Consider the following 21,974-nt stretch of genomic DNA (forward strand, 5'->3'; position numbering starts at 1 on the left):
TACTTAATTGATGGATGTTTCTGTAATAATTCCGATGTACAATTCTGAAGATACGATCGAAAGGTCTATTAAGTCAGTATTGGAGCAAACGTATGAAGGACAATTAGAAATTCTAATTATTAATGATGGATCTGCAGATAATTCTGAAAAAATCGTCAACAAATTAATTAAAGAGAATCACTCAAAAACAATTATCAGAATTATAAATAAAGAAAATGGGGGTGTTTCATCAGCAAGAAATATTGGTTTAAATGAAGCAAAGGGCGATTTAATCGCATTACTGGACAGTGATGATGAATGGTTTAAAAATAAATTAGATATACAAATTCCGTATTTAAAAAATAGAGATTTCGATTTTGTTGCAACGTGTAGGAATAATGAAAAAATAGGCTTTCCCTACAAGTTAATTAATGATGAATATGCAGAAATTAAACTAAAAAAACTTTTAATTAAAGTAGTTGGACAAACTTCCACAGTTTTGTTTAAAAGGAAAATACTATTCAATACTGGGAATTTTGATGAAAATCAAAAGTATTCAGAAGATGCAAATTATTGGATGCGTATTTCATTGAATAATAAAATGATTATTTTGAATAAAAGCCTTGTCTTTACAGGAGGAGGGAAGCCTGCTGTTGGATTTTCAGGTCTTTCTGCTAATTTAGAAGCAATGGAAGAAGGAGTTCATAAAAATATTAAAGAGATGTATAGTCTAGGGAAGATAAATTTTTTAGAATTTCAATTGATTCGTCTTTTCTCTAAAATTAAATATATTCTAAGAAAAATGAAAGTCAAAAGAGCACTATAAATATGTATTTTAAATTTTTTTGGATAATTAGAGCTGTATGTTATAAGCCTTTTTTTGGGAAATTTTTGATGCCTTCATATATTGGAAAGCCAGTTTATTTGCATGGTGTAAAAAACATTTTTATTGAAAAAAATGTTCGATTATTTCCAAATATTCGCATGGAAGTACATGGTAAGGATGCAAGTATAAATATTGGAGAAGATGTCGGCATAGCTCAAAATGTCCATATAACATCTGGATCTAATCTTAATATAGGTAAATCTTCTACAATATTAGCAAATGTATTTATTACTAATATTGATCATGACTACACAACAATAGGAGTGAATATCTTAAAGCAAAAAATGATAATCAAAGACACAGAAATTGGAGAAAATTGTTTTATTGGTATTGGAGCGGCAATTCAAGCAGGCACAATATTGGGGAATCATTGTGTTGTAGGAGCAAATTCGGTCGTCAAAGGGATATTTCCAGATTATTCGATAATAGCAGGTGTACCTGCTAAAATTATAAAAAGATATAATACACAAAGTGGACTATGGGAGAAAACGAATTCTGAAGGAACATTTTTAAATTAAAAATACAATTATGAAAAATATATTAATAACAGGTGGAGCAGGATTTATAGGTAGTAACTTGGCGCTTAAACTAATTGAAAAAGGTTATAAGATTACAGTATTAGATAATCTTTCAAAACAAATACATGGAGACAATCCCGAGATTACATCAACTTTATATAGAAGTATAAAAGATAAAGTTACTTTTATTGAAGGAACTGTTACTTCAAGAGAAGATTGGAAAAAAGCTTTAGAAAACCAAAATATAATAGTGCATTTTGCAGCCGAAACAGGAACTGGGCAATCAATGTATTGTATTGAAAAGTATACAGAGGTGAATATCAAAGGAACTGCAATAATGCTTGATTTGTTAGCAAATAATAAATATTCAGTCGAAAAAGTTATAATTGCCTCTTCAAGATCTATTTACGGAGAAGGGAAGTATGAACATCCTAAATTGGGCATTGTGTATCCTTCGCATAGAAATGAGAAAAATATGCTAGAAGGTGATTTTGAAGTAAGATATAAAGATTCTGAGATTCTAAAATTATTACCAACTGATGAAGAATCAAAGATACATCCATCATCTGTTTATGGCATAACGAAGCAAAATCAAGAACAAATGGTTATGACAGTGTGTCCAACTTTGGGGATTTCTCCTGTGTCATTCAGATATCAAAACGTTTATGGTCCAGGGCAATCTTTATCAAATCCTTATACGGGAATTCTTTCAATATTTTCTACCCAAATTAGAAACAATAATGGGATTCAAATTTTTGAAGATGGTAAAGAAACAAGAGATTTTGTTTTTATTGATGATGTGGTTGATGCTACAGTTAGAGGTATTGAAAAAGAGGAAGCAAATGGTAATATTTTTAATGTTGGAACAGGAGTAGCAACGGATGTATTGACAGTTGCAAATTCTTTAATTTCTGCATACAAAATTGACGTTGCAGTAACAATTACAGGTAAGTTTAGATTGGGAGATATTAGACATAATTACGCTGATTTGACAAAGATTTCGTCATTGCTTGGATTCGAACCTAAAGTCCTTTTCGCTGATGGTATAAAAAAATTTAGTTCGTGGGTACTAGAACAAGAAATTCAAGAAGATAAACTAACTAAATCTCTTGAGGAAATGAAAATGAAGGGATTGCTAAAATGAAACTTAGAGAATATCTGCATAATAAGAATATAATTTTCTTCTCTGTACAAACATTTAATTTAGAGAAAGAGATTATTGGAAAGCTTAAAGAATATGGGGCGTTTGTAGATTACTATGATGAAAGACCATCCAATAATATTTTTGCAAAAGGAATAATAAGGTTAAAAAGAAGCGTCTACCAACATAGGATTGATAAGTATTATAAAAATATACTTCATCAAGTCGCTCATAAAAAATATGACATATTATTTGTAAATAGAGGAGAGGTTGTTCCAGGTTTTTTTCTTGAAGAATTTAAAAAACTTCAGCCAAAATGTGAAATGGTGTTTTATACATGGGATTCTTTTACAAACCATACACACCCAACAACAATATTGAAGTATTTTGACAAAAAATTCACTTTTGATTCTGATGATGCTGTAAAGTATAATATTAATTTTAGGCCTCTTTTTTACTTAGACTCTTACAAATCTATTAAAGAAGAAAAGAATAAATGGGAATATGATTTGCTTTTTTTAGGAACTGCACACTCCGATAGATATGAAATAAGTACAAAAATAATTCAGTGGAGTGAAAATCAAGGATTTAAATGTTTTTCTTATTATTTTATGCATAGTAGACTCGTTTATTTTTATAAAAAGAAATATGATCAGACTTTTAAAAAATTTGATTTTAAAAAGCTAAGTTTTAAAAGTCTGACAAAAAATGAAATTTTGGAATTATACAGAAAAACAAATGTCATTCTAGATATTAATCATCCTGGACAAAAGGGATTAACTATGAGAACATTTGAAGCATTAGGGGCTGGTAAAAAATTAATTACAACTAATAAAGAAATTGAAAAGTACAGTTTTTATAGTCCTAATAATGTTTATATAATTAATAGAGATAATATTATTTTAGATAAAGGTTTCTTTGAAACGGTGTATGAAGATGTAAATCAAGAATTGTATTACAAAGCTTCTATAGAAGGTTGGCTATACTGCGTATTTGTAGAAAAAGATTTGAATTATTGGATAAAAGAAATTGCATAGATGGAGATTTTAATGACAGGTGCTACAGGTTTTGTAGGAAGTTATCTAAGAGTTTATTTGGAAAAAAAACGAAATACTATTAAAACGGCGAGTTTTCGTTATCAAACTAATCAAAGTTTTGATTTTAAAGAAAACGCAATTGTGCATTTGGCAGGAAAAGCTCATGACATCAAGAATGTTTCAAGACCTAGTGACTATTATGAAGCCAATTTCGAATTAACGAAACAAGTTTTTGATTCCTTTTTAAAGTCTGAAGCAACTGTTTTTGTTTATTTAAGTTCTGTAAAAGCTGTAGCAGATAATATTGATGGAGTATTGACTGAAGATATTGCACCAAATCCCCAAACACATTATGGTATTTCAAAAAGGCAGGCAGAAGAATATCTTTTAAGCAAAGAATTGCCCTTGGGCAAAAGATTATATATTCTAAGACCTTGTATGATTCATGGCCCGGGAAATAAAGGAAACTTAAATTTACTGTATAATTTTGTTTCAAAAAACTTGCCTTGGCCTTTAGGGGCTTTTGACAATCGTCGCTCTTTTTTAAGTGTAGAAAATATTTGTTTTGTAATAAATGAATTGTTAGAAACTAAAGAAATTCCTAATGGTATTTATCATGTTGCAGATGATGATTCGTTATCAACAAATGAATTGATTAAAACAATTGGAGCGAACTTAAGTAAAAAAAGTGTCATTTGGAAAGTTTCTCCTTTTGGAATAAAAGCAATTGCAAGAATGGGAGACTATTTGTCACTGCCATTAAATTCAGAAAGACTGAATAAATTAACTGAAAATTACGTTGTAAGTAATTCAAAAATTAAAAAAGCTCTAAAAAAAGAGTTTCCAGTAGCAACAAAAGAAGGATTAGCTATAACGATAAAATCCTTTAATAAAATATAATTAATACACTTTACAATATAAAATATATGAAAGTAGCACTTATAACAGGTATCACTGGACAAGACGGTTCATACTTGGCAGAATTACTATTAGAGAAGGGATATATGGTTCATGGTGTTAAAAGAAGAGCTTCTTCTTTTAATACACAACGTATTGATCACATATATCAGGATCAGCATGAAAGCCATGTCAATTTTAAGTTGCATTATGGAGATTTAACAGATTCTACAAATATTATTAGAATTATTCAAGAAGTACAACCTGATGAGATCTATAACTTAGGCGCAATGAGTCATGTAAAAGTTTCATTTGATTCTCCTGAATATGTTGCAAATGTTGATGGTATTGGTACATTAAGAATTTTAGAAGCAGTTCGTATTCTAGGTTTAGAAAAGAAGACTCGTATTTATCAAGCATCTACATCTGAATTGTACGGAGGATTAGCAGAAAATAAAAATGAAAAAGGATTATATGATGAAAAATCACCATTTTATCCACGTTCTCCATATGGAGTTGCTAAAATTTATGGATTTTGGATTACTAAAAACTATCGCGAAGCATATAATATGTATGCTTGTAATGGAATTTTATTTAATCACGAATCGCCACGTAGAGGAGAAACTTTTGTTACTCGAAAAATTACTATGGCGACAGCGGCTATAGCTTTAGGAGAGCAAGACTGTTTGTATCTAGGAAATTTAGATGCACAACGTGATTGGGGACATGCCAAAGATTATGTAGAAGCAATGTGGAGAATTCTACAGCAGGATGTTGCAGAAGATTATGTTATTGCAATGGGAGAAACTACCTATGTACGTGATTTTGTGAAAATGTCTTTCGCAGAAGTCGGTATAGAAATAGAATTTAGAGGAGAGGGAGTAAACGAAAAAGGGTATGTCGCTTCTTGTAATCATCCTTCTTATCAGATTGAAATTGGTAAACAAATTATCGCTGTTGATCCTCAATATTTCCGCCCAACTGAAGTGGATTTACTTATTGGAGATCCAACAAAATCAAAGACTAAATTAGGTTGGGTTCCTCAATATGATTTAGCAGGTTTAGTAAAAGAAATGATGGCATCTGATATCGCATATGTTCAAAGAGAAAAAATGTTAAACGAAGCAAGATCAATTGCTAAATACTAAGTTTAAAAACATCTTAAATAGAAGAAATTCACTATGAGATTAAATGATAAAATATATGTAGCCGGACATCGTGGAATGGTAGGTTCTGCTATCTTAAGAAAATTAAAAGCTCAAGGATTTACAAATTTTATTTTGAAAACTTCATCTGAACTTGATTTGAAAAATCAACAAGCTGTGGCAGATTTCTTTACACAAGAAAAACCAGATTATGTTTTTTTAGCAGCAGCAAAAGTTGGTGGAATCATTGCAAATAATACTTACAGAGGGGATTTTATATATGAAAACCTAATGATACAGAATAATGTGATTCATCAGGCATATTTAAATAATGTCAAAAAATTAATGTTTTTAGGCTCTTCATGTATTTATCCAAAAATGGCTCCTCAACCATTAAAAGAGGAATATATGCTTACAGGTGAATTGGAACCTACAAATGAGCCTTATGCAATTGCTAAAATTGCAGGGATTAAGATGTGTGACGCTTATAGAGATCAATTTGGATGTAATTTCATCTCAGTTATGCCAACAAATTTATACGGTCCTAATGATAATTATGATCTCAATAATTCACATGTTCTTCCAGCAATGCTTCGAAAATTTATTACTGCAAAACGTAATGGTGATTCATCTGTTACTATATGGGGAACAGGAAGTCCTAAAAGAGAATTTCTGCACGCAGATGATTTAGCTGAAGCTTGTCTGTTTTTAATGGAAAATTATAATGATTCAGGATTGGTGAATATAGGAGTTGGTGAAGATATTTCAATTTTGGACTTGGCAGTTTTAGTGAAGAAAGTTGTAGGATACCAAGGAGATATTGTAACAGATACTTCTAAACCTGACGGTACTCCACGAAAATTAATGGATGTTTCTAAATTAAATAGTTTTGGATGGAAGGCAAAAACAACTTTAGAACAAGGAATCCAAAAAGTTTATGATGAAATAAAAGATGTTGAGTGGAAATAAAATTTAAATAAATAAGGAATGCAGTATACAATATTGGCATTGATTTTAATGATATTGATGCTTCTTTATTTCAAAGTGGCAGATCATTTCAATATTATTGATAAACCCAATCAAAGAAGTTCGCACACAGAAATAACTTTAAGAGGAGGAGGAATCATTTTCTGGTTTTCTTCTTTACTATATTTTGTGCAGCATATTGAAAACAATTATTTCTTTTTTACAGGAATAACATTAGTGAGTTTAGTAAGCTTTTGGGATGACATTCAGAGTTTATCTAATAAAATTCGTATTGCTATACATTTCCTTGCGATAACTTTAATTTTTTATGATTTGGGATTGTTTCTTTCCGTAGAAATATGGGGAGTGGTTGTTGCTTATATTTTGGCTATCGGGCTTATCAATGCGTATAATTTCATGGATGGAATAAATGGAATAACAGGACTTTACACCTTAGCCGTCCTTGGAGCATTACTCTATGTAAATACAAAAGTTCAATTGTTTATTGACGGTTCTTTTATAAAATATGGAATGATTGCTAGCTTAGTTTTCCTATTTTTTAATTATAGAAAAAAGGCTAAATGTTTTGCAGGAGATGTAGGAAGTATTGCAATTGCATTTTGGATTATTTATTTGATTTTAAAGCTTATTCTATCAACAAGTTCTCTAATTTGGCTTTTATTTTTAGCCGTTTACGGAGTTGATGCTGTTTGTACAATCTTGCATCGTTTGTATTTGAAACAAAATATTTTTGAAGCACATCGTCTGCATTTATACCAAATTCTTAGTAACGAATATAAAATACAACATCGATTAGTTTCGCTTTATTATGCGCTGGTACAAGTTGGCGTGTCAATTGTAGTGATATTTCTGTATCACAAAGTAAATGATTTTATACTGTTTCCTATAGTCATTATTCCACTGCTTTTGATATACTCAATAAAATTTTATTTAATCAATAAAAATAATTTAAGAGTAACGGTATGAAACCGAAAGTAATAGAAGGAGGAAATTTTTCTGATCATAGAGGAACTATTTCTTATGTAAATGATTTTAATTTTAAAGATATTGAGAGATTTTATATAATTAGTAATTCTGATGAAAACCCAATACGTGCTTGGCAAGGACATAAATTGGATTCCAAAAATTTTTATTGTGTAAGCGGATCCTTTAAAATCCATTTTATAAAAATCGATAATTGGGAGAAACCTTCAAAAGATTTGACCATTGAAACGGTAATTGTATCTGAATTTGATAGTAAAATCGTTCATGTTCCTGCGGGCTATGCTAATGCCATTGAATCATTAGAAAAAAACTCAAAATTAATATCATTTTCTACTTTGCCATTAGCTAATGTAAAAGAAGATGATGCTCGATATCCATCTGATTATTGGAATTTAAATGAGTAGAATATATTTATCATTATCAAAGCAAAGTGGTTTTGAAATGGAATATGTTGAAAAAGCACTGAGGTCTAGTTGGATTACTTCCGGAGGGCCTAATGTAAATGATTTTGAAGTCGAACTTCAGAACTATTTCGGAAAAGATTCACTGGTTACCGCATTAAATTCTGGAACATCTGCTATTCATTTAGCATTAATATTGTTAGGAGTAAAAGCTGGAGATGAAGTGATTTGTCAAAGTTTAACATTTTCTGCTTGTGCAAATCCTATTTTGTATCAGGGAGCTACACCAATTTTCGTTGATAGTGAAAATGAAACTTGGAATATTTGTCCAGATAATCTTGAAATTGCAATAAAAGACAGATTAAAAAAAGGAAGAAAGCCCAAAGCAATAATAGCAGTTCATTTATATGGAATGCCTTATAAGATAGATGAAATTCATGCTATCGCAGATCGTTATGAAATTCCTGTTATAGAAGATAGTGCAGAGGCATTAGGGAGTAGTTACAAAGGGAAAAAATGCGGAACATTTGGTCATTTTGGAATATTTTCATTTAATGGCAATAAAATAATAACAACATCAAGCGGGGGGGCTCTAGTGTCTAATTCTAATGAATTAAAACAAAAAGCTATTTTTTATGCCACACAATCAAAAGATAATGCGATTCATTATCAACATAGCGAAATAGGTTATAATTACAGAATGAGTAATATTTGTGCAGGTATTGGACTAGGACAAATAAAAACACTCGAAGGAAATATCACAGCAAGAAGAAATAATCATTCTTTTTATAAAAATCTGTTTAAATCCATTCAAGAGGTTGAACTCTTTGAAACTAAAAGTGAAGATTACTTTTCTAATTATTGGTTAACTACAATTGTGGTAAATTCTGATCAAGCTAAATACAGTAATTATAATCTTATGAAAGCTTTTGAAGAAAAAGATATAGAAACAAGACCCATTTGGAAACCCATGCATTTACAACCAGTTTTTGAGAAATATCCCTATTATGGTAATAAAGTATCTGAAAAATTGTTTGAATGTGGTCTTTGCCTTCCTTCAGGATCCAATCTCACAGATGAAGATAAAGATAGAATTGGAAATGTGGTTAAAACCTTTTTTAATAAATAAACAAAAAAGTAGAGTATATTTCATATGAAAATTGAAGAAACATTTATAAAAGATTTAGTAATTATTGAACCTACCGTTTTTGGAGATGAAAGAGGATATTTTTTTGAATCTTATAGTAAAACAAAATTTGAAGATCTAGGAATTAATATTGATTTTGTTCAAGATAATCAATCATTTTCTAAATATGGAACTTTGAGAGGATTACATTATCAAAATCCTCCTTTTGCTCAAACCAAATTAGTACGAGTTTTAGAAGGTGAAATTATTGATGTTGCTGTAGATCTAAGAAAAGATTCACCTACTTACGGAAAATCTTTTAGTATTTTACTTTCATCAGAAAACAAAAAGCAATTATTAGTTCCACAAGGATTTGCCCATGGATTTTCAGTAATAAGTGAGACTGCATCTGTTATGTATAAATGCGATCAATTTTATAACAAAGCTTCAGAAGGTGGAATTAAGTATGATGATCTTTCCTTAAATATTGATTGGGGAATGGATTTGAAAGATGCTATAGTTTCTGAAAAAGACCAAATTCTTCCTTTTATAGAAAACTGTAATAGTCTCTTTTAATGAAAAAAATTCTTGTAACGGGATCAACAGGACAATTAGGCTCTGAATTAGCTGAATTATCCGCACAGTACCCAAAATATCAGTGGATATTTGCAGATAGAACTAAAATCACTTTAGATGATTTAAAACTTCTGAATAATCAATTGAATGAAATTCAACCTGACATTATCTTAAATGGAGGGGCTTATACAGCAGTTGATAAAGCAGAAACAGACAAAGAATTGGCTTTTAAAATTAATCATCTTGCTGTTGAAGTAATAGCACGCTATACAGCAGAAAATAATGTGAAATTAATACATGTTTCAACAGATTATGTTTTTGATGGTTCATCTTCAACTGCTTTAGATGAAAAAGCTGAAACAAATCCCATTAATGTTTATGGCGAAAGTAAATTGGCTGGTGAAATTGCATGTATGCAGCAAAATCCAGATTCAATTATTATAAGAACCTCATGGGTGTACAGTAAATATGGAAACAATTTTGTTAAAACCATGCAAAGATTAATGGACCAAAGAGATGAACTTAATGTAGTAAATGATCAGATTGGATCACCTACATATGCCGCTGATTTAGCACAGGCGATGGTAACTATATTTGAGTCAGCTGAATGGATTCCAGGAATATATAACTTTTCAAATGAAGGAGAAATAAGTTGGTATGAATTTGCGTTGGCAATAAAAGAATTTGGAGGATACAAGTGTAATATTGAAGGAATACCAACTTCAGAATATCCTACACCAGCAAAACGCCCTAAGTTTTCATTACTAAACAAAGAAAAAATAAAATTAATTTATAATTTGGATGTTCCTTATTATAAAGAGAGTTTGAAAAAAATGTTTGTATAAACTGATTTCGAATAATCTTTAAAAATTAAAAAATATTATGAAAGGAATAATTTTAGCAGGAGGTTCTGGCACACGTTTACACCCGTTGACATTAGCTATGAGTAAACAAATGATGCCAGTATATGATAAACCTATGATTTATTATCCATTGTCAACTTTGATGATGTCTGGAATCAATGAAATATTAATCATTTCAACTCCGCATGATTTACCAAATTTTAAAAAATTATTAGGTGACGGTTCTAGTCTAGGATGCAAATTTAGTTATGCAGAACAAGCTGTTCCTAATGGTTTGGCACAAGCCTTTGTAATTGGAGAAGAATTTATTGGAGACGATGATGTTGCACTAATTCTGGGAGATAATATATTTTTCGGATCTAATATGCAGGAATTATTGAAATCAAATACTAAACCTCAAGGAGGAGTAGTTTTTGCCTATCACGTTTCAGATCCAGAACGTTATGGAGTAGTTGAATTTGATGAAAATTTAAACGCCATTTCTATTGAAGAAAAGCCAGAAAATCCTAAATCTCATTTTGCAGTGCCAGGATTGTATTTTTACGATAATTCTGTAGTCGAAATTGCAAAAAACATTAAGCCAAGTGCTCGTGGTGAATATGAAATTACCGATGTAAATAAAATATATTTAGAAAGAAAAAAATTAAAAGTGGGTATATTAAGCCGAGGAACTGCATGGCTTGACACAGGTACATTTAATAGTTTGATGCAGGCTGGACAATTTGTTCAGGTTCTTGAAGAAAGACAAGGATTAAAAGTTGGATGTATTGAAGAAATAGCTTGGAGACAAGGATTTATAAATGATAAACAACTGGAAGATTTAGCATTACCATTGGTAAAATCTGGATATGGATCGTACTTAATTGAATTTTTAAAACAAAAGAAAAATAATATAGGAGTTTAATTTTCCTTGAAAATACTTTTTTGAATTCTTTAATTCGTATTTTTGTTTATTATACAAGTTTTTAAAACTAACACTAAACCAAATTGGATACAGATAAATCAACCAAATTAGCATCTTTGTTGTACAATTCCTTTTCGCCAAGGAATTTAAGGGCTAATATTAATAACCTAAGTTATCTACCTAGATGGATAATTGTTGGTATTGATATAATGGTGCTTATTTTTTCCTTCACCTTTACATATATGTTGTTTGAAGGAACAGCATTGGGTTATATTATTATTTCTCATGACTTTTATTTTGTTGCGAGTTTAATAATTGTCAATGTATTTTTCTTTTGGCTTTTTAGGACTTACTCGGGAATTATCAGGCACTCCTCATATATAGATGCCATAAAACTGTTGTTTTCTCAAATGTCAGTTTTAGTGTTTTTTTTATTTTTCAATTTAGTTTTTGAGTTATATTCTGGACACAAAGCATTTCTTAATACGGCACTTTTTATCAATTTAGTGCTTTCTTTCTGCGGATTGTTTCTGTATCGTGTAATTGTAAAACAAACTTTCGAATTATACTTTTCTGAAAAAACGAATTCAAAACTTATTAGGACAGTTATTTACGGAACTGACGCCAATGCCATTTCTGTAGCTAATGCATTAAAATTTGAAACACCATCACGATTTAAAATTGTTGGTTTCGTAGATAAGAACAATCAAAATGCCTCTAAGCGAATGCTGGATTTGCCTATTTTGATATTACGAAAAAAACTACCAGCTCTAATGCGTTCTGTAGCTGCAGAAGGAGTAATCATAGCCGATAAAAGTTTAACAAAAGATGAGCAATTAATTATAGTTGATCAATGTCTTGAATTTAATTACAGGGTTTACACGGTTCCTTTGATTTCTGACTGGGAAAATCAAAAAGAGATTTCTCAAAAAGTAAAAAATATTCAAATTGAAGATTTACTAGAAAGAAAACCAATTGTATTAGATAGTAAGTCAATTTCGAAACAATTAAAAGATAAAACCATTCTTATTACAGGTGCAGCAGGTTCTATAGGAAGTGAAATCGTAAGACAGGTACTGGGTTTTAATCCAAAAACCGTTATCATTTTAGATCATGCAGAAACTCCTTTGCATAATCTTTGTCTAGAAACTTTGAGTATGAACTCAACAGCTAAAATTGTGGCTGTAATAACTGATATAAAAAGCAAAAAAGCATTAGAAAAAGTATTTAAAAACTACAATCCACATGTAGTTTTTCATGCTGCGGCTTATAAGCATGTTCCTTTGATGGAAGAAAATCCATCACAAGCTATTTTGACTAATATAAAAGGGACAAAAAATTTAGCAGATTTAGCTTGTAAGTATCATGTTAAGAAATTTGTAATGGTTTCGACAGATAAAGCTGTGAATCCTAGTAACGTGATGGGAGCAAGCAAGCGTATAGCCGAAAAGTATGTACAGTCTTTATTCTTAAAAAATCAAAAAGAAAATATACCTGGCGTAACAAAGTTCATTACAACGCGTTTTGGAAATGTACTAGGTTCAAATGGATCTGTTGTTCCTTTATTTACTAAACAAATAGCTGAAGGAGGACCTGTAACCATAACACATCAAGATATTATTCGTTATTTTATGACGATTCCAGAAGCTTGTCAACTGGTTTTAGAAGCAGGTGCAATGGGTAACGGTGGAGAGATTTATATATTTGATATGGGTAAACCAGTTAAGATTATTGATCTTGCCAAGAAAATGATTAAACTGGCTGGTTTTATTCCTGATAAGGAAATCAAAATTAAAATTGTTGGACTCAGACCTGGTGAAAAACTTTATGAAGAATTGTTAAATGATACTTCTAAAACGTTGCCAACTTATCACAATAAAATTATGATTGCTCAGGAAATACAAGATGGATATGAAGATCTGCATACCGATATTGACGAACTGATTGGTATAGCTGATTTTTATGATAATGAAGATATTGTGGCAAAGATGAAAAAAATTGTCCCTGAATTTAAAAGTATGAATTCTGCTTTTGAAGTTTTGGATAAATAATCTTCTCGAGATAAATGATTTAAAATTATAAATGAATAATAAAAAAGGTGTTTTTTCAAAACGCCTTTTTTGCATTTTAAGAAGTATTTGAAAGAGTAAAAATCCTGTTAATTTAGAAGGATAAGGTTTTGGATTTTAAATTCAAACATAATTTAATTAGAATGAACTATACAAATTCGTCAAATGACTGGCTGTTTGAAATAACACCCAAAAATAAATTTTTCTACCTGAATCTTAAAGAGGTTTGGCAATACAGAGATTTATTGTTCCTATTCGTAAAACGTGATGTTATTACAGTTTATAAACAAACCGTTTTAGGACCCCTTTGGTATCTAATCCAACCTTTATTTACTTCAATAACATTTACAATCATTTTTAATAATGTTGCGGGTATTAATACAGGCTCTGTTCCGCCTTTTTTATTCAATTTGGCAGGAATTACAGTTTGGAATTATTTTACCTCTTGTTTAAATGGTACTTCAGATACGTTTAAAGCTAATGCAGGAATATTTGGAAAAGTATATTTTCCAAGACTGATTACACCCATTTCAGTTGTAATTTCTAATCTTATTAAGTTTGGAATCCAATTTTTCATTTTTATTGTATTTTATATTTATTACTATGCTCAAGGTGCAGATTTAAGTTTAAATATTACTCTTCTATTTTTTCCCTTTTTAATTATAGTAATGGGAGTTCTAGGTTTGGGATTAGGGATGTTAATTTCTTCTACAGTAACAAAATATAGAGATCTTGTTTATTTAGTTGGTTTTGGAATTCAGTTGTTAATGTATTTATCTGCTGTAATGTATCCTATGGAATTAATTAAAACAAAACTGCCTAAATACGGCTGGATTGTAGAATATAACCCACTGGCATATATAATTGAAACAACACGCTATATGCTGCTTGGCATAGGACAAATTTCACCTTTAGGATTAATCTATACATTCATTGTAACAGCTGGAGTGTTTTTTGGAGGCATATTAATTTTTAATAAAACCGAAAAAACATTTATTGATACAGTTTAATCAAGACTTATTCTTTAAAGATTTAAAATCTCAAATCACTACTTATAAATAATTCTAAATTGAAAGACATAATTTTAAAGGCTGAAAATATTTCTAAACAATACCGTTTGGGAGAAGTAGGAACCGGTACTTTAAGTCATGATTTAAACAGATTATGGCATAAAATAAGAGGAAAAGAAGATCCTTATTTAAAAATCGGAGATACTAATGATCGATCGGTTAAAGGTATATCTGATTATGTTTGGGCTTTAGAGGATATTAATTTTGAAGTAGAACGTGGCGAAGTTTTAGGTATAATTGGTAAAAACGGAGCAGGAAAATCTACACTTTTAAAAATTCTTTCTAAAGTAACAACGCCTACTACAGGAAGTATAAAATCACGAGGACGCATCGCTTCTCTTTTAGAAGTTGGAACGGGTTTTCATGGCGAAATGACAGGCCGCGAAAATATATATATTAATGGCGCTATTTTGGGGATGACAAAAAAAGAAATTACCTCAAAATTAAAAGAAATTATTGAATTTTCTGGCTGTGAACGTTATATCGACACTCCTGTAAAAAGATATAGCTCTGGAATGACAGTTCGTCTCGCTTTTGCTGTCGCAGCCTTTTTGGAACCTGAAATTTTGGTTATTGATGAAGTTCTAGCTGTTGGAGATGCTGAATTTCAGAAAAAAGCAATAGGTAAAATGCAGGATATTTCGAAGCAGGGTGGTAGAACAGTTTTATTTGTGAGTCATAATATGGCAGCGGTAAAAAGTTTGTGTACCAAAGGTCTAGTTTTAGTTAATGGTAAAGTTGCTATGACAGGGAATGTCGAAAATGCGGTTAACTATTATTTAAGTCAGGATTCTGAAGCTATGAATAGAAAAGTATTCTCTTCTGAATATGATAAAAAAGATTTTACGCTTCATGAAATTAGTTTAAATGCAGTAGACAAATTATTTGAAGAACCATTAGACGAATATCAAGAAATTGAAATAAATACCTTATTTACGTTAAAAGATAGTTCAAAAAAACTGCATTTGACATTTGTTCTGAATAACGATACAGGAGAGCCACTTTTTACCTTTTCTCATATTAACAATGGTTTGACATTAAAAGAAGGATTAAATAAAATAAAGTGCTCCCTCCCAAAAGGATTCTTAAACATTGGAACTTATTACCTAAGTTTTTATGTTATTGAGAATGCAGCGTCTGCACTTTTCATTGAAAAAGATATCATGTCATTTATTATTCAGGAAGGAGAAAGACCAATAGGTTCTTGGATGGGTAGAGAACCTGGTTTTATAAAACCAAAATTTGAATGGTCAATCGAGAACAATTAGTAAAAAATGAAGAAAAAAATTAAAAAAATATTCAAGTCACTATTTAAGAAACTAGGATATAATTTAACGAAAATAAATACTGCTAATAATATTCCTTCATATCATAATGATAAAGATTACTTATTGTTTAATTTTTATGATACTTTAAAGAGATTTAATTTTCAGCCTAAGCATATAGTCGATGTTGGAGCAAATCGAGGAACGTGGACACGTGAAGCTTTGAAACATTTTCCAAAGGCATATTATACACTTTTAGAGCCTCAAGAATGGTTAAAAGAATCTTTTAATGATATTTTAAAAACAAATTCTCAAGTTCAGTTTTATCCTGTGGGCGCAGGTGAAAAAAAAGGCTCTTTTCTTTTTACTATTGTCGATCGAGATGACAGCTGTTCTTTTAGATATACTACAGAAGAAGCTGCCAAATTTGGATTTAAACAAATTGAGATACCAGTAACAACTATAAATGAACTACTTTTTGAAAGCAAATTTCCTGTTCCAGATATTATTAAAATTGATGCAGAAGGATTGGATATAGAAGTTTTAAAAGGTTCTAGCAATTATTTTGGACAAACTGAAATATTCATGGTAGAAGCTGGAGTAGTTAATAAATCATTTGACAATAGTTTTCTAAAACTAATAAATTATATGGATGAAAACGGTTACAGATTATTTGAAATAACCGATTTAAATAGACCTTTTGACTTAAAAGTTTTATGGCTGGTAGAACTCGTTTTTGTTAGAAAGAATGGTTTTATTGATTCTCAGATTATAAATACACAGTAAATAGTAGTTTTTTATTAATGTATACCAATCCACAATATACCGTCTCAGTTGATATGATAACCTATAAACATGAAAGGTTTATCAAACAGGCTATAGAAGGAGTTTTAATGCAGGAAACTAGTTTCGATTATGAATTAATCATATCCGACGACTGTTCTCCAGATAATACTCAAGAAATTATTGAAGAAATAAAAAAAAACCATCCGAAAGGAGATAAAATTAAATATTTCAGACATAAACAAAATATTGGTATGCAGGCAAATGGGACTTTTGCTTTTAATCAATGTTCTGGAAAATATGTTGCACTTTGTGAAGGAGACGATTATTGGACAGATCCGTTAAAACTTCAAAAACAAGTTGATTTCTTGGAAGCAAATCCGGAATATGTTTTGTCTTTTCATCCTATCAGTATTTTAAAAAATGATGGAACTATTGTAGATGATTTTATTACAAATGTGCCAAAAGATTATGAAACAATAGAAACCCTTGCAAGATTAGGTAATTACATACATACTCCTTCGGTAGTTTTTAGAAATGTTATTGCAGAACTTCCTTTTGAATTCCAATTAACTCCAATAGGAGATTATTTTCTTTATATAATTCTTGCTCAATATGGTAAGTTGAAATATTTAGAAGAAAAAATGGCAGTTTACAGATACAATGTTGGTGTAATATCCAAAATGTCAAACATAGATATTGCTAATAACAATGTTAAAATGTACTCCTGTATGATTGGATACATTAAAGATGAAAATGTTAAAAAAATTATTATCGATAAACAGATAAAAGTTGTTACAGAACATTATAAACAGATAGAAGCGAGTTATCATAACGCTTTCGTTTCACGCAATTTCGTTTTTGTAACAATCAAAAAAATCAATTTTTATAGTAAGAACCCGAAATTATTTTTAAAAAGGATAAAAAAGAAATTTAAATTTTGCTTTCCATAATTATTTGCAGTAGAGAAAAAAAAATAAAACATGAGCTGGCCGAAAATATAGATAAAACTATCGGTACAGAATATGAATTAATTATTGTTGACAATTCTCTCAATAGCTATTCAATTTTTGAAGCCTATAATTATGGCATCTCTCAAAGCAATGGAAATTATTTATGCTTTATTCACGACGATATTTTTTTTCATACGCAAAATTGGGGAAATGTAATTGAAAATATTTTCGAATCCGATTCAAAAATTGGACTTGTTGGTGTTGCGGGAGCAAAAATAAAAACCAAAATGCCTTCGGCTTGGTGGGATTGTAATGACGAAAATCTTCAAATAAATATCATTCAACATTTTTCAGATAAAATAGAAGAACATTGGCAGAAAGGATTAACTGAAAATAATACAACTAGTGTAGCTGCAATAGACGGTGTATTTATGGCTGCAAGAAAAGATGCTGAAATAACTTTCAGTACAGAATTAAAAGGCTTTCATAATTACGATTTGAACTTTTCATTTGAATACCAGAAAAAAGGATATAAAGTTGTTACCACAAAAGAAATCCTGTTAGAGCATTATTCATTAGGAACCTTAAATAAAGATTGGTATAGTTCGACTATTCGTCTGCATAAATTATACAAAGAAATACTTCCGATCAATTTTTCAAATACCAACATAAAAAAAATAGAATTTAAAAATGGAAGTAAATTCATTCTTGATTTGTTGAGTCACAAAATGAAAAAAGAAGCATTATCGCTTTGGTTTCAACTAATTTGGCTAAAGCCGAAAAGCAAGTTTCATTTTAAATTTTTAAATCAGTTTTTTAAATAATGCTTGCGATAATAATTCCTTTTTACAAACTTATTTTTTTTGAAGAAACTTTAGAATCTCTGGCTTCTCAAACAGATCAACGTTTTAGAGTTTATATTGGTGACGATGCAAGCCCTGAAGATCCAAAGTATTTATTAGAAAAATACAAGCAAAAATTCGATTTTATTTATCATCGGTTTGAAGCCAATTTTGGAGGTAATTCATTAGTAAAACAATGGCAAAGATGTATTGAACTGATTAATGATGAAAAATATCTAATGATTCTAGGTGACGACGACGTATTGAGTGATAATGTTGTAGAATCATTTTATATACATTTTGAAGCTTTTAATCAAAAGTCGAATGTAATTCGATATGCTTCAAAAATTATTAAACAAGAATTAAATTCGCTGTCAGAAATATATACTCATCCGGTTTGGGAAAAACCAACAGATTCTTATTACAGAAAATACCAATGGCTTAGCCGGAGTTCCTTGTCAGAGTATATCTTTACAAGAGAAGTTTATAATAAATTTGGGTTTAATGACTTTCCGCTCGCTTGGTATTCTGATGACATGGCATGGCTCGAATTTTCAGATAAGAAACCCATTTATACGATAAATGATGCAGTTGTATTTTTTAGATTGTCCTTCAATAATATTTCAGGAAGAGAAGATAATTTAGAAGAAAAAGAAAAATCAGAATTTTTGTTTTATAAAAAGTTCATCAAAAATCATCTTTCAGAATGTACTTTAGAACAAAAAAAAATATTTCTTCTAGAATTAGGAATTGCAGCGAAACAAACAAAACAACTTGATTTTAACACTTGTTTTTTAATTGCCTTAGGCTTGTTAAAAAACGGTTTATTTTATTCTTTTGCAAAATTTATAAGAAGAGTATATCGGGAAAAATTTAATACCTAAACATGAGTTTTCTTTTATCTGTAATTATTCCGGTTTACAACTGTGAGCGTTTTATTGAAAAGGCAGTGCTTTCTGCTACACAACAACCTGAAGTTACTGAAATAGTGATTGTAAACGATGGCAGTACAGACGATTCGCAAAAAGTTTTAGAAGAACTGCAAAAAAAATATCCTATTGTAAAAATATACCATCATCCCAATCGATCCAATCAAGGACGTTCAGCAAGTAGAAATTTAGGAATACAAAAAGCTGAAGGTAATTACATAGCTTTTTTAGATGCAGATGATTTTTATTTGGTTGATCGTTTTGTAAACGATAAAAAAATGTTTGAAGCTGATGGTAATTGCGATGGCGTTTACAATGCTGTAGGATTTCATTTTTATCGAGAAGCAACCGAAGAAGAACTTCAAAGACATCAATTATATACTGTTACAAGAAAAGTTGAACCGGAAGAACTTTTTAAGTCATTATTATATGGTAAATGCGGACATTTCCATATTGATGGATTAACAGTTAAAAAATCAGTTTTTGATCTAACAGGTTTGTTCAACAAAGAATTAGTTGTGGCCGAAGACACAGATATTTTCTGGAAAATGGCTATAAAATCTCGTTTAGAAACCGGTATAATAGATAAACCTTTGGCAATTAGAGGTGTTCATGACAGTAATGTATTCGATCAATCGGATATATATAAAGAATACACAATTAAAATGTTTGAAAGACTAGCCATTTGGTGCAGTCATAATAATGTCGATTTCTACATTATTGATGATTTATTTAAATGGATCTGGCTTATAAAATTCAAGCAAAATAAAACATTGCTTCAGTATATTGGGTATTGGGCAAAGCTGACTTTTCCAAACCCAAAGTTTCTTTTTTCGATCTTAACAATTAAATATTTTCCGATAGTTCGAAAAAGAAAAGAACTTTTTCCATTTCTTTATCAAAATTAAATTTACTCTATAAACAAATGAGCGCAAAAAGTAATGTAACTGTAATAATTCCGTGTTATAATGACGGTTTGTATATTATGCAGGCGCTTAATTCTGTTTTGAATCAAACGGTAAAAGCAGATAAAATTATAATTGTTGATGATGGATCAAATCAGGAAACTAAAAAAGTTCTAGAAAAAATCAAAAATGATGAAGTAACTATTATTTATCAAGAAAATCAAGGAGTTTGTAAAGCAAGAAATAATGCTATTCAATTGGCCGAAACAGATTATATTCTTAATCTTGATGCCGATGATTATTTCGAACCGACTTTTATAGAAAAAGCAATAGATATCTTAAACCATAATCAAGAAATTGCGGTAGTAGGCTGTTTGGTAAAAACGCTAACCAATAATCGAATCGATACGGAAATAAAAAAACCTTTAGGAGGAGTCGTGAAAGATTTTATTGTAAAAAATAATGGTATTGCCAGTTCATTATTTAGAAAACAATGCTGGGAACAGGTTTCGGGTTACGATGAAAATATGAAAAATGGTTATGAAGATTGGGAATTTTGGATTGCCATTTTAAAACATAATTGGAAAATGCATATTATTCAGGAGCCTTTGTTTGTGTACAGAATTAAACCACAATCAAGAGATCAAAAAGCTGCTGCCCAACATGATTTCAATCTGAAAAAATATATATTTTTAAAACATAAAGAACTATTCGAAGAACATTTTGAGTTTTACGCTCTTGAACTTTTAAGACAGAATTCTATTTTTAGAACTAACAAGAATAAACATAAAAACTCTATTGATTTTAAAATTGGAAATGCCATTTTTGAACCGATACGATTTCTAAAAAAAATAATTAAAAAATGAATCCTCTTGTTTCAGTAATTGTTCCATGTTACAAACAGGCGCATTTTCTTAAAGAATCCTTGCAGTCGGTTTTAGACCAGACTTATGCAGAGTGGGAGTGTATCATTGTAAACGACGGCAGTCCTGATAATGTCTCTGAAATTGCTCAGCAATGGACTCAAAAAGATTCACGATTTATTTATCTAGAAAAAGAAAACGGCGGATTAAGCAGTGCTAGAAATTTTGGAATCAAATCAGCGAAAGGAAAATATATTTTGCCCCTTGATGCCGATGATATTTTACATGAGGAATATTTAAGTAAAACAGTTCCTGAATTAGAACAAAATTCAGAATTAGCAATCGTTTCCAGTTACAGTAAGTTTTTTATAAAAGAGAAAACAAATGTCGTTTACGAACTGAAACCTCAAGGAAGTGAATGCACCAATTTGTTATATGTAAACCAATTGGTAGCGACTTCACTATATCGTAAAAAAAACTGGGAAGAAGTTGGCGGTTATGACGAAAGCATGAAAAAAGGCTTTGAAGACTGGGAGTTTTGGATTGCCATAACAAAAACAGGATTAAAATATAAAATAATTCCTGAATTTTTGTTTTACTATCGAAAAGCTAAAAAATCAATGCTAGTCAATACGGTTTCTAATCATGCAGCTGAGGTTAAAGAATATATTTTTAAAAAACACCGCGAATGTTATATAGCTGATTTTGATAATTGCATGACGGTACTCTTTTATGAGCAAAATGCACTTCAAAAAAATCAGAAAAAAATTAAGAAATCTATTGAATACAAAATAGCTAAAGCAATTTGTAAGCCTTACAGAATGCTTAAGAAAATGTGGCGCAAAAAATAA

Annotated in this window: 23 protein-coding genes; all 23 read left to right on the forward strand. The window is 30.1% G+C overall.

What is annotated here, in order from left to right; translation table 11 throughout:
• Positions 1-10: 10 nt before the first annotated feature.
• The 23 genes from J0383_RS14335 to J0383_RS14445 all read left to right on the forward strand — a co-directional run bounded on the left by J0383_RS14335 (position 11) and on the right by J0383_RS14445 (position 21,974).
• Positions 11-805, forward strand: coding sequence for a glycosyltransferase family 2 protein (locus J0383_RS14335; protein WP_207294693.1), 795 nt, complete (start codon positions 11-13; stop codon positions 803-805).
• A 2-nt stretch (positions 806-807) separates the two neighbouring features.
• Positions 808-1,383 carry a DapH/DapD/GlmU-related protein gene (locus tag J0383_RS14340; RefSeq protein ID WP_207294694.1) on the forward strand — a complete coding sequence of 192 codons (576 nt, stop codon included), beginning with the start codon at positions 808-810 and terminating at the stop codon, positions 1,381-1,383.
• A gap of 10 nt (positions 1,384-1,393) precedes the next feature.
• Positions 1,394-2,527: an SDR family NAD(P)-dependent oxidoreductase gene (locus J0383_RS14345; protein ID WP_207294695.1), complete on the forward strand. Its 1,134-nt coding sequence runs from the start codon at positions 1,394-1,396 to the stop codon at positions 2,525-2,527.
• Positions 2,524-3,561 carry a CgeB family protein gene (locus J0383_RS14350; RefSeq protein WP_207294696.1) on the forward strand — a complete coding sequence of 346 codons (1,038 nt, stop codon included), beginning with the start codon at positions 2,524-2,526 and terminating at the stop codon, positions 3,559-3,561. Before J0383_RS14345 ends, J0383_RS14350 begins: the two co-directional genes overlap by 4 nt.
• Entirely contained in the window at positions 3,562-4,461 is a 900-nt protein-coding gene (locus tag J0383_RS14355) for an NAD-dependent epimerase/dehydratase family protein (protein ID WP_207294697.1), read from the forward strand.
• A gap of 26 nt (positions 4,462-4,487) precedes the next feature.
• Entirely contained in the window at positions 4,488-5,606 is a 1,119-nt protein-coding gene (gene gmd, locus J0383_RS14360) for a GDP-mannose 4,6-dehydratase (RefSeq protein ID WP_207294698.1), read from the forward strand.
• Positions 5,607-5,639: 33 nt separating this feature from the next.
• Entirely contained in the window at positions 5,640-6,572 is a 933-nt protein-coding gene (locus J0383_RS14365; RefSeq protein ID WP_207294699.1) for a GDP-L-fucose synthase family protein, read from the forward strand.
• Positions 6,573-6,590: 18 nt separating this feature from the next.
• Positions 6,591-7,556: an MraY family glycosyltransferase gene (locus J0383_RS14370; RefSeq protein WP_207294700.1), complete on the forward strand. Its 966-nt coding sequence runs from the start codon at positions 6,591-6,593 to the stop codon at positions 7,554-7,556.
• Positions 7,553-7,978 carry a WxcM-like domain-containing protein gene (locus tag J0383_RS14375; protein ID WP_207294701.1) on the forward strand — a complete coding sequence of 142 codons (426 nt, stop codon included), beginning with the start codon at positions 7,553-7,555 and terminating at the stop codon, positions 7,976-7,978. The genes J0383_RS14370 and J0383_RS14375 overlap by 4 nt, the downstream gene beginning before the upstream one ends.
• Positions 7,971-9,104: a DegT/DnrJ/EryC1/StrS family aminotransferase gene (locus J0383_RS14380; RefSeq protein WP_207294702.1), complete on the forward strand. Its 1,134-nt coding sequence runs from the start codon at positions 7,971-7,973 to the stop codon at positions 9,102-9,104. Before J0383_RS14375 ends, J0383_RS14380 begins: the two co-directional genes overlap by 8 nt.
• Before the next feature lie 24 nt (positions 9,105-9,128).
• Positions 9,129-9,677, forward strand: coding sequence for a dTDP-4-dehydrorhamnose 3,5-epimerase (gene rfbC / locus J0383_RS14385; RefSeq protein ID WP_207294703.1), 549 nt, complete (start codon positions 9,129-9,131; stop codon positions 9,675-9,677).
• Entirely contained in the window at positions 9,677-10,522 is an 846-nt protein-coding gene (gene rfbD, locus J0383_RS14390) for a dTDP-4-dehydrorhamnose reductase (RefSeq protein WP_207294704.1), read from the forward strand. Before rfbC ends, rfbD begins: the two co-directional genes overlap by 1 nt.
• A 37-nt stretch (positions 10,523-10,559) precedes the next feature.
• Entirely contained in the window at positions 10,560-11,444 is an 885-nt protein-coding gene (rfbA, locus tag J0383_RS14395; protein WP_207294705.1) for a glucose-1-phosphate thymidylyltransferase RfbA, read from the forward strand.
• Positions 11,445-11,527: 83 nt separating this feature from the next.
• A complete protein-coding gene (locus tag J0383_RS14400) occupies positions 11,528-13,495 on the forward strand; it encodes a polysaccharide biosynthesis protein (protein WP_207294706.1) in 1,968 nt (655 codons plus the stop codon).
• 161 nt (positions 13,496-13,656) lie between these two features.
• Complete coding sequence (locus J0383_RS14405; RefSeq protein WP_207294707.1) at positions 13,657-14,523, forward strand: ABC transporter permease; 867 nt, start codon at positions 13,657-13,659, stop codon at positions 14,521-14,523.
• A 59-nt stretch (positions 14,524-14,582) separates the two neighbouring features.
• Entirely contained in the window at positions 14,583-15,851 is a 1,269-nt protein-coding gene (locus J0383_RS14410; RefSeq protein WP_207294708.1) for an ABC transporter ATP-binding protein, read from the forward strand.
• 6 nt (positions 15,852-15,857) lie between these two features.
• Positions 15,858-16,634 carry an FkbM family methyltransferase gene (locus J0383_RS14415; RefSeq protein WP_207294709.1) on the forward strand — a complete coding sequence of 259 codons (777 nt, stop codon included), beginning with the start codon at positions 15,858-15,860 and terminating at the stop codon, positions 16,632-16,634.
• A gap of 17 nt (positions 16,635-16,651) precedes the next feature.
• Positions 16,652-17,584 carry a glycosyltransferase family 2 protein gene (locus J0383_RS14420; RefSeq protein ID WP_207294710.1) on the forward strand — a complete coding sequence of 311 codons (933 nt, stop codon included), beginning with the start codon at positions 16,652-16,654 and terminating at the stop codon, positions 17,582-17,584.
• On the forward strand, positions 17,572-18,408 hold the full coding sequence (locus J0383_RS14425) for a glycosyltransferase (protein ID WP_207294711.1): 837 nt from the start codon (positions 17,572-17,574) through the stop codon (positions 18,406-18,408). The genes J0383_RS14420 and J0383_RS14425 overlap by 13 nt, the downstream gene beginning before the upstream one ends.
• A complete protein-coding gene (locus tag J0383_RS14430; protein WP_207294712.1) occupies positions 18,408-19,310 on the forward strand; it encodes a glycosyltransferase family 2 protein in 903 nt (300 codons plus the stop codon). Before J0383_RS14425 ends, J0383_RS14430 begins: the two co-directional genes overlap by 1 nt.
• A gap of 2 nt (positions 19,311-19,312) precedes the next feature.
• Complete coding sequence (locus tag J0383_RS14435) at positions 19,313-20,263, forward strand: glycosyltransferase family 2 protein (RefSeq protein WP_207294713.1); 951 nt, start codon at positions 19,313-19,315, stop codon at positions 20,261-20,263.
• 17 nt (positions 20,264-20,280) lie between these two features.
• Positions 20,281-21,126, forward strand: coding sequence for a glycosyltransferase family 2 protein (locus J0383_RS14440; protein ID WP_207294714.1), 846 nt, complete (start codon positions 20,281-20,283; stop codon positions 21,124-21,126).
• Complete coding sequence (locus J0383_RS14445) at positions 21,123-21,974, forward strand: glycosyltransferase family 2 protein (protein ID WP_207294715.1); 852 nt, start codon at positions 21,123-21,125, stop codon at positions 21,972-21,974. Before J0383_RS14440 ends, J0383_RS14445 begins: the two co-directional genes overlap by 4 nt.

The sequence above is a fragment of the Flavobacterium endoglycinae genome (assembly GCF_017352115.1).
GTDB lineage: Bacteria > Bacteroidota > Bacteroidia > Flavobacteriales > Flavobacteriaceae > Flavobacterium > Flavobacterium endoglycinae.

What these genes read in the sequence shown, in the direction of transcription:
- J0383_RS14335 (WP_207294693.1), top strand. Translation starts at nt 11, where the DNA reads ATGGATGTTTCTGTAATAATTCCGATGTACAATTCTGAAGATACGATC.
- J0383_RS14340 (WP_207294694.1), top strand. Translation starts at nt 808, where the DNA reads ATGTATTTTAAATTTTTTTGGATAATTAGAGCTGTATGTTATAAGCCT.
- J0383_RS14345 (WP_207294695.1), top strand. Translation starts at nt 1,394, where the DNA reads ATGAAAAATATATTAATAACAGGTGGAGCAGGATTTATAGGTAGTAAC.
- J0383_RS14350 (WP_207294696.1), top strand. Translation starts at nt 2,524, where the DNA reads ATGAAACTTAGAGAATATCTGCATAATAAGAATATAATTTTCTTCTCT.
- J0383_RS14355 (WP_207294697.1), top strand. Translation starts at nt 3,562, where the DNA reads ATGGAGATTTTAATGACAGGTGCTACAGGTTTTGTAGGAAGTTATCTA.
- gmd (WP_207294698.1), top strand. Translation starts at nt 4,488, where the DNA reads ATGAAAGTAGCACTTATAACAGGTATCACTGGACAAGACGGTTCATAC.
- J0383_RS14365 (WP_207294699.1), top strand. Translation starts at nt 5,640, where the DNA reads ATGAGATTAAATGATAAAATATATGTAGCCGGACATCGTGGAATGGTA.
- J0383_RS14370 (WP_207294700.1), top strand. Translation starts at nt 6,591, where the DNA reads ATGCAGTATACAATATTGGCATTGATTTTAATGATATTGATGCTTCTT.
- J0383_RS14375 (WP_207294701.1), top strand. Translation starts at nt 7,553, where the DNA reads ATGAAACCGAAAGTAATAGAAGGAGGAAATTTTTCTGATCATAGAGGA.
- J0383_RS14380 (WP_207294702.1), top strand. Translation starts at nt 7,971, where the DNA reads ATGAGTAGAATATATTTATCATTATCAAAGCAAAGTGGTTTTGAAATG.
- rfbC (WP_207294703.1), top strand. Translation starts at nt 9,129, where the DNA reads ATGAAAATTGAAGAAACATTTATAAAAGATTTAGTAATTATTGAACCT.
- rfbD (WP_207294704.1), top strand. Translation starts at nt 9,677, where the DNA reads ATGAAAAAAATTCTTGTAACGGGATCAACAGGACAATTAGGCTCTGAA.
- rfbA (WP_207294705.1), top strand. Translation starts at nt 10,560, where the DNA reads ATGAAAGGAATAATTTTAGCAGGAGGTTCTGGCACACGTTTACACCCG.
- J0383_RS14405 (WP_207294707.1), top strand. Translation starts at nt 13,657, where the DNA reads ATGAACTATACAAATTCGTCAAATGACTGGCTGTTTGAAATAACACCC.
- J0383_RS14415 (WP_207294709.1), top strand. Translation starts at nt 15,858, where the DNA reads ATGAAGAAAAAAATTAAAAAAATATTCAAGTCACTATTTAAGAAACTA.
- J0383_RS14420 (WP_207294710.1), top strand. Translation starts at nt 16,652, where the DNA reads ATGTATACCAATCCACAATATACCGTCTCAGTTGATATGATAACCTAT.
- J0383_RS14430 (WP_207294712.1), top strand. Translation starts at nt 18,408, where the DNA reads ATGCTTGCGATAATAATTCCTTTTTACAAACTTATTTTTTTTGAAGAA.
- J0383_RS14435 (WP_207294713.1), top strand. Translation starts at nt 19,313, where the DNA reads ATGAGTTTTCTTTTATCTGTAATTATTCCGGTTTACAACTGTGAGCGT.
- J0383_RS14440 (WP_207294714.1), top strand. Translation starts at nt 20,281, where the DNA reads ATGAGCGCAAAAAGTAATGTAACTGTAATAATTCCGTGTTATAATGAC.
- J0383_RS14445 (WP_207294715.1), top strand. Translation starts at nt 21,123, where the DNA reads ATGAATCCTCTTGTTTCAGTAATTGTTCCATGTTACAAACAGGCGCAT.